We start from the raw sequence: 15,354 nt of genomic DNA on the forward strand, positions 1-15,354 counted from the left end.
AAGCAGACTCCCAGGTCAGAACACATAAAGATAGCCATGCCATTATTTGTTTCTTTAGGAAATTTGATGGGCCAAATAACCCATTTTTATGGTGCTATTTAGCGCCTTTATCTTATTGACAAACTGGTAAGCTCGTCTCCAAGTTAAACACAATCCGGGAGTTCATATGGCGATTCAGGGTATTGAAGGTGTTCTGTCACAGCTGCAGGCCACGGCGGCGATGGCGCGCAATCAGAGCGTGGATACGCAACCAAGCATCAGCTTTGCCGGGCAGCTTCACGCCGCGTTGGATCGGGTGAGCGAAACGCAAAACAGCGCGAAGGCGCAGGCGGAGAAGTTTTCGCTGGGGGAGCCGGGCATCGCGCTGAACGATGTGATGACCGACTTGCAAAAAGCGTCGGTCTCGCTGCAGATGGGGATTCAGGTGCGCAATAAGCTGGTGAGCGCGTATCAGGACGTGATGGGCATGCAGGTTTAATATTGAGTGTGTAGGCTGGATAAGGCGTTTACGCCGCCATCCGGCAACAGTGTTTTGTAGTGCCGGATGGCGCTTTGCTTATCCGGCCTACAACGGGCATTTCCCTTTCTGACTTTTTCCTTTCATCTGGCAAACGCCAATGGTCAATTACCGTGAAACGGTAGTCGGTTTAACGCTATAATGTTTCTGTTTTTTTCTCCCGGAACAGGACGAATAATGAAAAAATTAGCCATTGTGGCGGCGCTGTTAACGCTGGCAGGTTGTGCGCAGATCACCGATTACTCCGCCGTGGTAAAAGCCCCGGCACCGGCGGGGCTGGCAGGGTACTGGCAGTCGGTTGGCCCGCAAAGCGCGTTGGTGAGCCCCGAAGCGATGGGCAGCCTGATTGTTACCCGTGATGGCGATACCCTGGACTGTCGCCAGTGGCAGCGTGTGATTGCTGTTCCGGGGAAACTGATGCTGCGTGATGCGGACGTCTATAACGTCACCGATAAGCTGGATGTCTACGCGGTGAAGCGCGATGGTAATACGTTGAAGTATGATGGGATGGCGCTACAGCGCGTCGAACGTCCAACGGTAGAATGTGCCGCTGCGCTGACCAAAGCGCCGCTGCCGTCCGTACTGCCGTAAGGCGCTGTCGCTCCGGCACAAACCGTTGCCGGAGCGAACCCTGTTAATGGTTCAGATCGACATTATCCTGAGGTACCAGCACCTGGCCCCCCTGTTTGCCATAGGTCGACATCACCGACTTTTGGATCGACGATTGTCCCACCAGTTTGGCCAGTTCATCCATGCGCGCCTGTAGCAGACGTTTTACGGTGTTTTCATTATCCAGTACCGTGCGCAGCAGCGGACGAAGCTGCTCCTGAACAGGGTCGGTAGGTTCACTTATCTGGGTTAACTGAGCAATCTTTTGCACCGCATTAACGTATTCCATTTCACTGGCAATCAGTTCATCCCATAGTCCTTCCGTAGCAAGTCTCAGCATCCTGTTGCTTTTTTCGACCAGATGTTGGTACGCGAGATAAAGGTGCGGTGCATAGCTCATTATACGGCGTCCTGAATCAAATTAGGCGTAAGGAGAGATTCCTTCCAGGCATCGGCGATATTGCGCATGAGGTTTTCCACCTCTTCAACGGCACCGGTGTCATTGTGCAGGTTGGCCTGCAGAAGTCGTCTCACCATATAGGCGTAGAGCGCTAACAGATTCTGCGTCAGCTCATCGCGGCTCTCTTCATCAAGGCCGATTTTCAGGCCATTTTCGATGATGTTAATTGCCTTCGACAGTGAAAGCCCTTTGCCCTGCAGATTGCCGTCCTGCATAAACAGGCGGGCGCGAATCAGCGCGCTGAGCGCGCCGTCGAACAGCATGCTGACAAGCTGCTGCTGGCTGGCGCTCATCACGGCGCTTTCTACTCCAATCTGTGCGTAGGCCTGCGTACCTTTTGCCCCGTACATGATGTCTCTCCTGGTTAAGAATGATTACTTGGAATTGCTGGTAGATTCGAACTGCTGCGTTAAATAGTTACTGGTGTTATTTAACGAGGTCATCAGCACGTCCAGTTGAGTAAATTGATCTTTATAGCGCGCGACTTTCTGATCGATCAGATCGCTGGCGGCGTTATAGTCTTTGGTCAGTTTGTTCAGCGTTTTGCTGACGCCATCTTTAGCGGCCTGAATGATCCCAGTGCTGGAGAGCCAGCTGGTCAGGTTGCTGCCGATGGTGGTAGTGATACCGGTTTTTTTGCCGTCGCCGACGATCAGGGTGCCAACGGCGGAGGAGTCTTTTTTCAGCGCGGCGCTGAGTTTGTCGTCATCGACTTCCAGCTCGCCGGTACTTGGGTCGGAGGTGATACCAATCTGGGCCAACGTTTTGTAAGAAGAGGTGCTCAGTGTATTGCTCAGCGCGCTCTTTAGCTGGGTCTGAATGGTGCGTAACGTAGTATCACCAATCAAGGCACCGTTGTTGGCGTTCTGACTATCTGAACCTGGATCAACCGCAGTATATTTGGTCAGACTGCTGAAGGTATCCTGCAGGGCGTTGTAGGCGGTCACCCACGCTTTTACCGCCGCTTGTGCTTTTGTCGTATCCTGGGTGATGGTCAGCGTCTGGTTGCCGGTGGTGACATCATTGAGGTTCAGCGTAATGTCTTCCAGCGCATCGCTAATGGTGTTGCTGCTGTTTTCAATGGCAACGTTGTTCACCGTCAGCTCGGCGTTTTGCGCCGTCACGCTCTCTAACATGCCGTTAGCGGCATCGCCTTTGGTGCCGTTATAGCCCATAAAGCTCTGCAGCGCACTGTCGCCGCTGACGCTCAGCGTCATGCCGTTATCTTTACCGGTGTCGTTCGACGTGATCGACAAACGGTAGGCACCCCCGACGTTAATGATACTGGCGCTGACGCCCGCTTTGGCATTGTTGATAGCATCGCGGATCCCGGTTAACGAGGAGTTTGCTGCGCTGATATCGATGGTCACCGGCTTTTTGTCGCCGCCCTGTTGAATGGTCAGGACGCTGTCGCTGGTAGCAATGGCCGTTTTGCTGTCTTTTTGCGTTGCGCTGGTAGTCAGGGTTTGTGCCTGCGCCAGCTGCGTAACGCTGATAGTGTATTTACCCGCAATGGCGTTACCGGTAGTGGTGGCGCTAAAGGCGGTAGTCGAGCTGGCGGTGGTGGTGGCGGTAAACAGGTCGGCTTTAGACAGCGCGGTGTTGGCGGTCTGGAACGCTTCCAGCGAGCTTTTCAACGTGCCGTAGCCGCTGAGCTTAGCGGAGTAGGAGGTTTGCTGTTTGGTAATAGGCGTTAACGTGGCTTTTTCAGCTGCGGTCAGGCTATCCAGAATGTCGCTCAGCTTCAGGCCCGATCCGATCCCCAATGAAGAAATGCTTGCCATTTTTATTCCTTAAATGTGTCGACACGTAGAATGAATGTCTGGGTTATCGGCCTGAATGCGTCAAAGTTTACGCTTAATTGTTTTTTTTTAATGGCGCGAATAAGCGCCAGAGAAAAGAGTATTTCGGTGGCTAAAAAAAAGCGGGATTGGTAAAAAAAATTCTAAAGGTTGTTTTACGGCAGACGATAACACCTTTGACGGCGATTGAGCCGACGGGTGAAAACCCAATACGTAATCAACGACTTGAAATATAGGATAACGAATCATGGCACAAGTCATTAATACCAACAGCCTCTCGCTGATCACTCAGAACAACATCAACAAGAACCAGTCTGCTCTGTCCAGTTCTATCGAGCGTCTGTCTTCTGGCTTGCGTATCAACAGCGCGAAGGATGACGCAGCGGGTCAGGCGATTGCTAACCGTTTCACCTCCAACATTAAAGGCCTGACTCAGGCGGCACGTAACGCTAACGACGGTATCTCTCTGGCGCAGACCACTGAAGGCGCACTGTCTGAAATCAACAACAACTTACAGCGTGTACGTGAACTGACCGTTCAGGCAACCACCGGCACCAACTCCGATTCTGACCTGTCTTCTATTCAGGACGAAATCAAATCCCGTCTGGACGAAATTGACCGTGTATCCGGTCAGACCCAGTTCAACGGCGTGAACGTGCTGGCAAAAGACGGTTCCATGAAAATTCAGGTTGGCGCAAATGACGGCCAGACCATCACTATCGACCTGAAAAAAATCGACTCTGATACTCTGGGTCTGAACGGTTTTAACGTCAATGGTCAAGGTACCATCGCGAACAAAGCTGCTACCGTCAGCGATCTGACTGCTGCTGGTGCAACTGGCACGGGCCCTTACGCTGTCACCACAAACAATACTGCACTCAGCGCTACCGATGCCCTGTCTCGCATGAAAACTGGCGATACCGTTGTTACTACCGGTACCGGCGCCGCGACCTATACATACGATGCCACTAAAGGGAGCTTCACCACTCAGGCGACAGTTGCTGATGGCGGAGTTGTTGCCTTTGCTAACACACTGAAACCAGCTGCGGGCACCACTGCATCAGGTGTTTATACTCGTAGCACGGGTGATGTTAAGTTTGATGTTGACGCTAATGGCGATGTGACCATCGGCGGTAAGGCAGCGTATCTGGATGCTACCGGTAACCTGTCGACAAACAACGCAGGTATTGCTACATCTGCAAAACTGTCCGATCTGTTTGCTAGTGGCAGTACTCTTGCTACAGCGGGTTCTATCCAACTCTCTGGTACTACTTATAACTTCGGTGCAGGGGCGACTTCTGGCCTGACTTACACCAAAACTGTAAGCGCTGATACTGTACTGAGCACCGTACAGAGTGCTGCAACGGCGAACGCTGCTGTTACTGGTGCAACAATTAACTACAACACCGGTATTCAGTCTGCAACGACCTCCTTCGGTGGCGCTAACACGAATGGTGCAGGTAACTCTAACGACACCTACACTGATGCTGACAAAGAGCTGACTAAAACCGCTGCTTACACTATCAACTACAACGTTGATAAAGATACCGGTACAGTGACTGTTGCTTCAAATGGCGCAGGTGCAACTGGTAAATTTGCCGCTACCGTTGGTGCACAGGCTTATGTTAACTCCGCAGGTAAACTGACCACTGACACCACAAGCGCAGGTACTGCAACCAAAGATCCTCTGGCTGCCCTGGACGCTGCTATCAGCTCCATCGATAAATTCCGTTCTTCCCTGGGTGCTATCCAGAACCGTCTGGATTCTGCGGTAACCAACCTGAACAACACCACCACCAACCTGTCTGAAGCGCAGTCCCGTATTCAGGACGCCGACTATGCGACCGAAGTGTCCAACATGTCTAAAGCGCAGATCATTCAGCAGGCCGGTAACTCCGTGCTGGCTAAAGCGAACCAGGTTCCACAGCAGGTTCTGTCTCTGCTGCAGGGCTAATCGCTCTCAACCTGACCAACCCCGCCTCGGCGGGGTTTTTTTGTTGCTGAAATTTCACTTACTCCGCAAATAACCCCACATTTCTCCCACTGTTCCATCGATTAAAACGGCTATAGAAACGGATAATCGTGCCGATAACTCATATTAATGCAGGGCTGTTTATCGTGAATTCAATGTATACCGCTGAAGGTGTAATGGATAAACACTCGCTATGGCAACGCTATGTGCCGCTGGTGCGTCACGAAGCATTGCGCCTTCAGGTGCGTTTGCCGGCGAGCGTGGAACTGGACGATCTGCTCCAGGCGGGCGGTATCGGCTTATTGAACGCAGTTGAACGCTATGACGCTCTGCAAGGTACGGCATTTACGACTTACGCAGTGCAACGCATCCGTGGGGCGATGCTGGACGAATTACGCAGCCGAGATTGGGTGCCGCGTAGCGTCCGGCGGAACGCGCGTGAAGTTGCGCAGACGTTAGGACAGCTGGAGCAGGAACTGGGACGAAACGCGACCGAAACTGAAGTCGCGCAGCGGCTGGGGATCGCGATTGAAGAATACCGTCAGGTGCTGCTGGATACCAATAACAGCCAGCTCTTCTCCTATGATGAATGGCGAGAAGAATACGGCGACAGCATTGAGCTGGTGACGGAAGAGAATCAACACGAAAACCCACTGCATCAACTACTGGAAGGCGACCTTCGCCATCGCGTGATGGAGGCCATCGAGGCCCTGCCGGAGCGTGAGAAGTTGGTGTTAACACTCTATTACCAGGAAGAGCTGAATCTCAAAGAGATCGGCGCGGTACTGGAAGTCGGGGAGTCGCGCGTCAGCCAACTGCACAGCCAGGCCATTAAGCGTCTGCGCATTAAACTGGGTAAATCGTAGGTTGGAGTAACGTCACGTTAGCGCCAAAAATGCCGCATTATGTAATGAGAACCCGGAGTTATCATAATGATGCAGGTAAAAAGACGGCCATTAAGCCGCTATCTCAAAGACTTTAAACACAGCGAAACGCATTGCGCCCACTGTCATAAGCTGCTCGATCGCATCACCTTAGTGCGTCAGGGGGTGATCGTGAATAAAATCGCCATCTCCCGTCTGGATACGCTAATGGATGACAGCGCGTGGCAGCAGGAGCGTAGCGCCTGGTCAGCGTTGTGCCGCTTCTGCGGCGATCTGCACTGCAAGGAGCAGAGTGCGTTCTTCAATATCATTGGCTTCAAACAATACCTCCTCGAACAAACCGACATGAGCGCGGGCACCGTACGCGAGTACGTGGTGCGCCTGCGTCGGCTGGGCAATCACTTCGTCGACAATGACGTCCCGCGCGCACTGCTGGATGAACGCCATGCGGATGAGAAGCTTGAAGCCTGGTTGCCGGATACCAGCACCAACAATTATCGTATTGCTCTGCGTAAGTACCTGCGTTTTCAGCGTCACTTACCGCTAAACAGCGAGCAAAATTTCGCAGACTGTGAAACCTCTGATATATATTAAATTGGAATAAGATGTAGCTCATGGTTGTTTGTCATTGATGATGAACGGCTTACACTACGAAAAAAATGATGCTTTTCGGGGGCATAATGAAGCTGAAGTTTCTGGGTCGTCAGGCGCTGATGGGCGCTATGGCCGTCGCGCTGGTCGCTGGGGCAAGCGTGCAGGCGTTTGCTGCAGAGAATTTATTAAACCAGGTTAAAGAGCGCGGTACGCTGCGCGTTGGCCTGGAGGGCACTTATCCTCCGTTCAGTTTCCAGGGCGATGACGGTAAGTTGACCGGTTTTGAAGTGGAGTTTGCCAACGAGCTGGCGAAACACCTGGGCGTGAAGGCTGACCTCAAACCGACCAAATGGGACGGGATGCTGGCATCGCTGGACTCAAAACGTATCGACGTGGTGATTAACCAGGTCACCATTTCGCCGGAACGTCAGAAGAAATATGACTTCTCCACCCCGTACACCATCTCCGGTATTCAGGCGCTGGTGAAAAAGGGTAGTGAAGACACCATCAAAACCGCCGCTGACCTGAAAGGTAAAAAAGTCGGCGTCGGTCTGGGGACCAACTACGAAGAGTGGCTGCGTAAAAACGTTCAGGGTGTGGATATTCGCACCTACGATGATGACCCGACCAAATATCAGGACCTGCGCGTAGGCCGTATCAACGCGATTCTGGTTGACCGTCTGGCGGCGCTGGATCTGGTGAAGAAAACCAACAATACGCTGGCCGTTGCGGGTGACGCGTTCTCTCGTCAGGAGTCTGGCGTGGCGCTGCGTAAAGGCAACGAAGACCTGCTGAAAGCGGTTGATGGCGCCATCGATGCCATGCATAAAGACGGTAGCCTGAAAGCGCTGTCTGAGAAATGGTTCGGGGCAGACGTGACAGAATAATCGTCATGCTTTAAAAAAGGCGCTGATTGAGCGCCTTTTTTTATTTAAGGCGCATAATAAAAACAAGACCAAGGAGATGCTATGTCACTGCAAAATTTAACCCGCTTTCCGCGCCTCGAATTGATTGGCGCACCCACGCCGCTGGAATATCTGCCGCGTTTTTCTGACTATATCGGCCGCGATATCTTTATCAAACGCGATGATGTCACCCCGCTGGCGATGGGCGGCAACAAGCTGCGTAAGCTCGAGTTCCTTGCCGCCGATGCGCTGCGCGAAGGTGCCGACACGCTGGTCACCGCCGGGGCGATTCAGTCTAACCACGTTCGCCAGACGGCGGCGGTAGCGGCAAAACTCGGCCTGCACTGCGTGGCGCTGCTGGAAAACCCGATGGGCACGACGGCGGAAAACTACCTCAGCAACGGCAACCGCCTGCTGCTGGATCTGTTTAACACCCAGGTCGAGATGTGCGACGCGCTGACCGACCCGAACGCGCAGCTCGCCGAGCTTGCTACGCGCCTGGAAGCACAGGGTTTTCGCCCGTACGTGATCCCGGTGGGCGGTTCCAATGCGCTGGGCGCGCTGGGCTACGTTGAAAGCGCGCTGGAAATTGCCCAACAGTGCGAAGGGGCGGTTTCGATTTCATCCGTAGTAGTGGCTTCCGGCAGCGCGGGAACCCACGCGGGCCTGGCCGTTGGCCTCGAACAGGTGATGCCTGAAGCTGAACTGATTGGCGTGACCGTTTCACGCAAAGTCGCCGACCAGTTGCCGAAAGTGGTGACGCTGCAGCAGGAGGTGGCCCGCAGCCTTGAGCTGACGGCAAGCGCCGGTATTACGCTGTGGGACGACTATTTTGCCCCAGCCTACGGCATGCCTAATGATGACGGCATGGAAGCGGTGAAGCTACTGGCGCGTCTGGAAGGCATCCTGCTTGACCCGGTTTATACCGGCAAAGCGATGGCCGGGCTTATCGACGGTATCAATCAGAAACGCTTTAAAGACGAAGGGCCGATTCTGTTTATCCATACCGGCGGGGCGCCTGCGCTCTTTGCCTATCATCCTCACATTTAAATAGAACGCGCTCATGCAAGAAAGTATTCAACTGGTTATCGACTCCGCGCCGTATCTGCTCAAAGGCGCGGTCTTTACGCTCCAGCTCAGTATTGGCGGGATGTTCTTCGGCCTGATACTGGGCTTTATTCTCGCGCTGATGCGGCTGTCGCCCATTGGCCCCATCCGCTGGCTGGCACGCTGCTATATCTCTATTTTCCGCGGCACGCCGCTGATTGCGCAGCTGTTTATGATCTACTACGGCCTGCCGCAGTTTGGCATCGAGCTTGACCCGATCCCGTCGGCGATGATTGGCCTGTCGCTCAATACCGCGGCCTACGCGGCGGAAACGCTGCGTGCGGCGATTTCGTCAATCGATAAGGGGCAGTGGGAAGCCGCCGCCAGTATCGGGATGACGCCGTGGCAAACCATGCGTCGGGCGATCCTGCCGCAGGCGGCCCGCGTGGCGCTGCCGCCGCTGTCTAACAGCTTTATCAGCCTGGTGAAGGACACCTCGCTGGCGGCGACTATTCAGGTGCCGGAACTGTTCCGTCAGGCCCAGCTTATCACCTCCCGCACGCTGGAAGTGTTCACCATGTATCTGGCCGCATCGCTGATTTACTGGGTGATGGCAACGGTGCTGTCGGCGCTGCAAAACTATTTTGAAAATCAGCTTAACCGCCAGGAGCGAGATCCGAAATGAGTGCAATCGAAGTCAAAAACCTGGTGAAGAAATTCCACGGGCAGACGGTGCTGCACGGGATTGACCTGGAAGTAAAAGAGGGCGAAGTGGTGGCGATCATCGGGCCAAGCGGCTCGGGGAAAACGACGCTGCTGCGCAGCATTAACCTGCTGGAAGTGCCAGAAAGCGGGACTATCCGGGTTGGCGATATGACCATCGACACCGCGCGTCCGCTCAGCCAGCAGAAAGGGCTGATCCGCCGCCTGCGCCAGCACGTCGGCTTTGTGTTCCAGAACTTCAACCTGTTTCCGCACCGCACGGTACTGGAGAACATCATTGAAGGGCCGGTGATTGTCAAAGGCGAAGATAAAGCTGAAGCCACCGCCAGAGCGCGGGAGCTGCTCGGCAAGGTGGGGCTGTCGGGGAAAGAGGAGAGCTATCCGCGCCGTCTTTCCGGTGGCCAGCAGCAGCGCGTAGCGATTGCGCGTGCGCTGGCGATGCGCCCGGACGTGATCCTTTTTGATGAGCCAACCTCGGCGTTAGATCCAGAGCTGGTAGGGGAGGTGCTCAACACCATCCGCGCGCTGGCCGAAGAGAAACGTACGATGGTGATTGTCACCCACGAAATGAGCTTTGCGCGCGACGTCGCCGACCGGGCCATCTTTATGGATCAGGGGCGCGTGGTTGAGCAGGGGGATGCGAAGGCGCTGTTTGCGAACCCACAGCAGGCGCGTACCCGCCAGTTCCTGGAAAAATTCCTTATGCAGTAATGGCGGCGCGGACGCGCTCGGTGATAAACGGCGCGCGTCCGTGTACGACTTATTTTTTATCGCAAATGATGCCCTAAGGTTAATTACGCGATTTTAATGAAAAATTTTACTTAAGTATGATTAATCAATAGGTGGACTTTATATCACCCTGAATAGAACCAAATGGCCTGGTGGCGGTGTTTCTGCGGCATTGGTTGCAAAAATAGGGGGGATTAGGATTATTTTGCCGAAGCGTGATATTTTATACATATAAATAAGATTTATGTGTTAGGTTTCTGTATTCATAAAAATGATTATTGATCAGGGGGTTTCTCGTAGTTATGAGAGACGATGATTTTTTCAGTTGGCGGCGGGAAATGCTGCACATTTTCCAGGCGGCTTCAGCAAGCGATCAGATATATGCGCTCCTACAGCAGCAAACCGAATATCTGGAATATGACTTCTTCGCACTGTGCGTGCGCCATCCGGTGCCTTTCACACGGCCTCGCATCTCGGTATATACCACTTATCCCGACGCCTGGATGAGTCACTATAAGTCTGCGAATTATATGGCTATCGATCCGGTGCTGAAACCGGATAACTTCTCACTGGGGCACCTGCGCTGGAACGATGAACTGTTTAGCGATGCGCAGGAGTTATGGCTCGCCGCTCGCAAGCACGGACTGCATACCGGGGCGACCCAGTGTCTGATGTTGCCAAACCATGCTCACGGTTTCTTGTCGGTATCGCGCACGCGCGTGGCGCGTCAACCGCTTGCGGAAGACGAAATGGCGCTGCGGTTGCAGATATTACTGGAGATGAGTCTGCTGGCGTTATTACGCGTCGAAGACGAAATGGTGATGCCGCGGGAAATGAAATTCAGTAAGCGGGAATTAGAAATTCTGAAATGGACGGCGGAGGGTAAAACGTCGGCAGAGATTTCGATGATTCTGTCTATTTCCGAGAATACCGTAAACTTCCATCAGAAGAACATGCAGAAGAAATTTAATGCGCCAAACAAAACGCAGATTGCCTGCTATGCGGCGGCGATTGGATTGATCTGACTCGTTCGTGCGTTCTGCGTGCCAGACGGCAAACCGGCTGTAAGCAGCGATGCTTCAGCCGGTTTAAGATTACTGGCGATAAGCTTGTTTAATTTGCTTAACGGTGCTGGAAAATACGGCAGCCTGAGCTTCGTCTTCTAACTGCGCAATTTGTTTTTCCATTTTAATAATCACACGCCCCGCGTCTGCCTGCCCCATTGCCTGCAGCATCAGCGTCAGCATTGCCTTCAGGCAGGAAAGTTCCTGGGCCAGATTTTGATTATTTTCAGCGGTAGAAAAATCAGGTGTGCTCATTTATTGCCTCGTACAATTTCTGCGCATTATGCGCGATCCGGATTATGAAAGCGGCGCAGTATACCACAAGCCGGGGAAAAAAAAGGAGCGCCTGTTTTTTGCGCGCAGCTCAGATCTGTTATTCATTATTATTTAGCGGTGAGAAGACAGACAGTTAGCCCTGAATTGTTTAAATATGGTTCCTTCATCGTTAATTGTTGTTACATATTATAGGGGCTATTTATCAAATATACGAAAAAGTGCCTGTTTACTCGACTTATTGTTGTCCGCATACTGACTTTTGTGCTGGGCATCTTATTGTTTTTTAGGACTTTCCAGCACCTGTACACGAATATTTCCAAAAACGAGATCGAAATCGGTGCTCTGGCATTTTTAGACTTTCACAGTTGATATAAAACCCGGTAGTATGGGCAAATTAAGAAGTAGTAGCGTTATCCCTATTCTGGAGATTATTCCTTTGATCAACGTCCTTCTTGTTGATGACCACGAACTGGTGCGCGCAGGGATACGACGCATTCTCGAAGATATAAAAGGTATTAGAGTGACCGGCGAAGCCAACTGCGGGGAAGATGCGGTGAAATGGTGCCGCGCTAACCCGGTCGATGTTGTGCTGATGGACATGAATATGCCGGGCATCGGTGGCCTGGAAGCCACGCGTAAGATTGCGCGCTCTGCCGTCGACACCAAAGTCATCATGTTAACCGTACACACGGAAAACCCACTTCCCGCGAAGGTCATGCAGGCCGGAGCTGCGGGTTATCTGAGTAAAGGTGCCGCCCCGCAAGAGGTGGTCAACGCGATTCGCTCGGTCTTCTCAGGGCAGCGTTATATTGCCTCAGACATCGCCCAGCAAATGGCGTTAAGCCAGATTGAGCCGGAAAAGACCGAATCCCCGTTCTCCAGTTTGTCTGAACGTGAATTGCAGATTATGCTGATGATCACTAAAGGTCAGAAGGTGAATGAGATCTCAGAACAGTTGAATCTGAGTCCTAAGACGGTCAACAGCTACCGCTATCGTATGTTTAGCAAATTGAACATACACGGTGACGTTGAACTGACGCACCTGGCAATTCGCCATGGCCTGTGCAATGCGGAGTCGTTAGCAAGTCAGTGAGTGATGTTTTTGATTCAAAAGCCTTTCTGAAAACCGTAACCAGCCAGCCCGGCGTTTATCGTATGTATGATGCCGGCGGTACGGTCATTTACGTTGGCAAAGCCAAAGATCTCAAAAAACGCCTTTCCAGCTATTTCCGCGCTCAGGTCGCTTCCCGCAAAACGGAAGCGCTGGTAGCGCAGATAGCGCAGATTGACGTCACCGTCACCCATACCGAGACGGAAGCGCTGCTGCTAGAGCATAACTACATTAAGCTTTATCAGCCTCGCTATAACGTTCTGCTGCGCGATGACAAATCCTATCCCTTTATCTTCCTGAGCGGCGACACGCATCCGCGTCTGGCGACCCATCGCGGTGCAAAACACGCGAAAGGGGAGTACTTCGGGCCGTTCCCGAATGGCTATGCGGTGCGGGAAACGTTGGCGCTGCTGCAAAAGATCTTCCCGATTCGCCAATGCGAAAACAGCGTCTACCGTAACCGCTCTCGTCCGTGCCTGCAGTACCAGATTGGTCGCTGCCTGGGGCCGTGTGTAAAAGGGTTGGTGAGCGAAGAAGAGTACGCCCAACAGGTTGACTACGTGCGGCTGTTCCTCGCCGGGAAAGACGACCAGGTGCTGACGCAGCTGATTGCGCGGATGGAGAAAGCGAGCCAGGCGCTGGCGTTTGAAGAAGCCGCGCGTATTCGCGATCAGATTCAGGCCGTCCGTCGCGTTACTGAAAAACAGTTTGTTTCCAACAACGGTGACGACCTTGATGTGATTGGCGTGGCGTTTGAAGCGGGTATGGCATGCGTGCACGTGCTGTTTATCCGCCAGGGGAAAGTGCTGGGCAGCCGCAGTTATTTTCCCAAAGTCCCGAGCGATACCGAACTGGGTGAAGTGGTGGAAACCTTCGTCGGCCAGTTCTATTTCCAGGGTAGCCAGATGCGAACGCTGCCGGGTGAGATCCTGCTCGACTTTACGCTGAAAGACAAAACGCTGCTGGCCGATTCGTTATCCGAGTTGGCGGGGCGTCGCATTCAGGTGCAAACCAAGCCACGCGGTGACCGCGCGCGCTACCTGAAACTGGCGCGTACCAATGCGGTGACGGCGCTGTCGACTAAACTGTCTCAACAGTCGACCGTCCATCAACGTCTGCAGGCGCTCTCCGCCGAGCTAAAATTACCGGCTATCAAGCGCATGGAGTGTTTTGATATCAGCCACACCATGGGGGAGCAGACCGTTGCCTCGTGCGTGGTATTTGATGCCAACGGCCCGCTGCGCGCCGAATATCGCCGCTACAACATTACCGGCATTACGCCGGGCGATGACTACGCGGCGATGAACCAGGTGCTGCGTCGCCGTTATGGTAAAGCTATTGATGACAGCAAAATTCCGGACGTTATTCTGATCGACGGCGGGAAAGGGCAACTGGGGCAGGCCAAGGCAGTATTTGCCGAACTTAACGTGCCGTGGGATAAAAACCACCCGCTGCTGCTGGGCGTGGCAAAAGGCAGCGACCGTAAGGCGGGCCTTGAGACGCTGTTCTTTGAGCCGGAAGGCGAGGGGTTCAGCCTGCCGCCGGATTCACCGGCGCTGCACGTCATTCAACATATTCGCGACGAATCACACGATCATGCGATTTCCGGGCACCGTAAGAAACGCGCTAAGGTTAAAAGCACCAGTTCGCTGGAGACCATCGAAGGCGTGGGGCCGAAGCGCCGCCAGATGCTGCTGAAGTACATGGGCGGGCTGCAAGGTTTGCAGCAGGCAAGCATTGAAGATATTGCGAAAGTGCCAGGAATCTCGGTCGGACTCGCAGAAAAGATCTTCTACTCGTTGAAACATTAGGGGCTCTGTAGCAACATAGGGCTAATATTTACTGACAACAGATAGTTACCTCGCCATGCAATATAATATTCCTACATTGCTCACGTTGTTCCGCGTCGTCCTGATCCCGTTTTTCGTGCTGGCGTTCTACCTGCCGTTCACCTGGGCTCCCTTTGTTTGTGCGCTCATCTTCTTTATCGCAGCGGTAACCGACTGGTTTGATGGCTACCTGGCGCGCCGCTGGAACCAAAGTACCCGTTTCGGTGCCTTCCTCGATCCGGTGGCGGATAAAGTAATGGTAGCGATTGCGATGGTGCTGGTGGCAGAACACTACCACACCTGGTGGGTGACGCTGCCGGCAGCGACTATGATTGCCCGTGAAATTATCATCTCCGCGCTGCGCGAGTGGATGGCGGAGCTGGGTAAACGCAGCAGCGTGGCGGTCTCCTGGATTGGTAAAGTAAAAACCACCGCACAGATGGCTGCGTTGGTCTGGATGCTGTGGCGCCCCAATATCTGGGTTGAGTGGGCCGGTATCGCGTTATTCATGGTTGCGGCGGTGCTGACGTTGTGGTCAATGCTGCAATATTTGAACGCGGCGCGCGGTGATTTGCTTCAAGAGTGATCGTTTCGGCGTAATTTTCAGCAAACGATTCAAAGTTGAGAAAATTACCGTTGACTCACCGCGTCAGATAAGTAGAATGCAACGCATCGAACGGCAGCGCTGATTGCCAGACGATAGCAAAATCAAGTGGTTAGCAAATAAACTTGATAATGCGGGAATAGCTCAGTTGGTAGAGCACGACCTTGCCAAGGTCGGGGTCGCGAGTTCGAGTCTCGTTTCCCGCTCCAAATTAAAAGCATCGGCAAT

The 15,354-nt window shown here is 53.2% G+C and carries 17 protein-coding genes and 1 tRNA gene; 14 read left to right on the forward strand and 4 right to left on the reverse strand.

Annotation, left to right across the window (positions count from 1 at the left end):
• Positions 1–166: 166 nt before the first annotated feature.
• A complete protein-coding gene (gene fliE / locus ACLGE8_RS13625) occupies positions 167–478 on the forward strand; it encodes a flagellar hook-basal body complex protein FliE (protein ID WP_220439309.1) in 312 nt (103 codons plus the stop codon).
• Between the two features lie 216 nt (positions 479–694).
• On the forward strand, positions 695–1,108 hold the full coding sequence (yedD, locus tag ACLGE8_RS13630) for a lipoprotein YedD (protein WP_410999208.1): 414 nt from the start codon (positions 695–697) through the stop codon (positions 1,106–1,108).
• A 43-nt stretch (positions 1,109–1,151) separates the two neighbouring features.
• On the opposite strand, the gene fliT is transcribed toward yedD, so the two are convergent.
• The 3 genes from fliT to fliD are packed head-to-tail and all read right to left on the reverse strand — an operon-like array spanning position 1,152 to position 3,370.
• Positions 1,152–1,526, reverse strand: a complete 375-nt coding sequence (gene fliT, locus ACLGE8_RS13635; protein ID WP_185669452.1) for a flagella biosynthesis regulatory protein FliT — start codon at positions 1,524–1,526, stop codon at positions 1,152–1,154.
• Positions 1,526–1,936, reverse strand: a complete 411-nt coding sequence (gene fliS, locus ACLGE8_RS13640; RefSeq protein ID WP_035894125.1) for a flagellar export chaperone FliS — start codon at positions 1,934–1,936, stop codon at positions 1,526–1,528. The genes fliT and fliS overlap by 1 nt, the downstream gene beginning before the upstream one ends.
• A 24-nt stretch (positions 1,937–1,960) precedes the next feature.
• Complete coding sequence (fliD, locus tag ACLGE8_RS13645) at positions 1,961–3,370, reverse strand: flagellar filament capping protein FliD (protein ID WP_410999211.1); 1,410 nt, start codon at positions 3,368–3,370, stop codon at positions 1,961–1,963.
• 265 nt (positions 3,371–3,635) lie between these two features.
• Between fliD and ACLGE8_RS13650 the strand changes: the two genes are divergently transcribed.
• The 8 genes from ACLGE8_RS13650 to sdiA all read left to right on the forward strand — a co-directional run bounded on the left by ACLGE8_RS13650 (position 3,636) and on the right by sdiA (position 11,267).
• Positions 3,636–5,342: a FliC/FljB family flagellin gene (locus ACLGE8_RS13650; RefSeq protein WP_410999213.1), complete on the forward strand. Its 1,707-nt coding sequence runs from the start codon at positions 3,636–3,638 to the stop codon at positions 5,340–5,342.
• A gap of 164 nt (positions 5,343–5,506) precedes the next feature.
• Entirely contained in the window at positions 5,507–6,226 is a 720-nt protein-coding gene (locus tag ACLGE8_RS13655) for an RNA polymerase sigma factor FliA (RefSeq protein ID WP_185669448.1), read from the forward strand.
• 60 nt (positions 6,227–6,286) lie between these two features.
• Positions 6,287–6,838: a flagella biosynthesis regulatory protein FliZ gene (gene fliZ / locus ACLGE8_RS13660; RefSeq protein WP_410999329.1), complete on the forward strand. Its 552-nt coding sequence runs from the start codon at positions 6,287–6,289 to the stop codon at positions 6,836–6,838.
• Between the two features lie 86 nt (positions 6,839–6,924).
• Positions 6,925–7,725, forward strand: a complete 801-nt coding sequence (gene tcyJ, locus ACLGE8_RS13665; protein ID WP_185669447.1) for a cystine ABC transporter substrate-binding protein — start codon at positions 6,925–6,927, stop codon at positions 7,723–7,725.
• An 81-nt stretch (positions 7,726–7,806) separates the two neighbouring features.
• A complete protein-coding gene (dcyD, locus tag ACLGE8_RS13670; RefSeq protein WP_410999216.1) occupies positions 7,807–8,793 on the forward strand; it encodes a D-cysteine desulfhydrase in 987 nt (328 codons plus the stop codon).
• 13 nt (positions 8,794–8,806) lie between these two features.
• Positions 8,807–9,475 carry a cystine ABC transporter permease gene (gene tcyL, locus ACLGE8_RS13675; protein WP_123652198.1) on the forward strand — a complete coding sequence of 223 codons (669 nt, stop codon included), beginning with the start codon at positions 8,807–8,809 and terminating at the stop codon, positions 9,473–9,475.
• Entirely contained in the window at positions 9,472–10,224 is a 753-nt protein-coding gene (gene tcyN / locus ACLGE8_RS13680; protein ID WP_410999218.1) for an L-cystine ABC transporter ATP-binding protein TcyN, read from the forward strand. Before tcyL ends, tcyN begins: the two co-directional genes overlap by 4 nt.
• A 320-nt stretch (positions 10,225–10,544) precedes the next feature.
• Positions 10,545–11,267 (forward strand): transcriptional regulator SdiA, encoded by a 723-nt coding sequence (gene sdiA / locus ACLGE8_RS13685; protein ID WP_410999220.1) that lies wholly within the window; start codon positions 10,545–10,547, stop codon positions 11,265–11,267.
• 69 nt (positions 11,268–11,336) lie between these two features.
• On the opposite strand, the gene ACLGE8_RS13690 is transcribed toward sdiA, so the two are convergent.
• On the reverse strand, positions 11,337–11,561 hold the full coding sequence (locus tag ACLGE8_RS13690) for a DUF2594 family protein (protein ID WP_035894108.1): 225 nt from the start codon (positions 11,559–11,561) through the stop codon (positions 11,337–11,339).
• A 457-nt stretch (positions 11,562–12,018) separates the two neighbouring features.
• Between ACLGE8_RS13690 and uvrY the strand changes: the two genes are divergently transcribed.
• From uvrY to ACLGE8_RS13710, 4 genes are all read left to right on the forward strand, one after another.
• A complete protein-coding gene (uvrY, locus tag ACLGE8_RS13695; RefSeq protein ID WP_064544562.1) occupies positions 12,019–12,675 on the forward strand; it encodes a UvrY/SirA/GacA family response regulator transcription factor in 657 nt (218 codons plus the stop codon).
• Entirely contained in the window at positions 12,672–14,504 is a 1,833-nt protein-coding gene (gene uvrC, locus ACLGE8_RS13700) for an excinuclease ABC subunit UvrC (RefSeq protein ID WP_410999222.1), read from the forward strand. Before uvrY ends, uvrC begins: the two co-directional genes overlap by 4 nt.
• Positions 14,505–14,559: 55 nt before the next feature.
• Positions 14,560–15,108 (forward strand): CDP-diacylglycerol--glycerol-3-phosphate 3-phosphatidyltransferase, encoded by a 549-nt coding sequence (gene pgsA / locus ACLGE8_RS13705; protein WP_185669406.1) that lies wholly within the window; start codon positions 14,560–14,562, stop codon positions 15,106–15,108.
• Between the two features lie 151 nt (positions 15,109–15,259).
• Positions 15,260–15,335: transfer RNA gene (locus tag ACLGE8_RS13710), tRNA-Gly, on the forward strand.
• The last annotated feature ends 19 nt before the right edge of the window (positions 15,336–15,354 follow it).

Origin of the sequence: Kluyvera sp. 142486 (assembly GCF_046569695.1) — a bacterium.
Lineage (GTDB): Bacteria > Pseudomonadota > Gammaproteobacteria > Enterobacterales > Enterobacteriaceae > Kluyvera.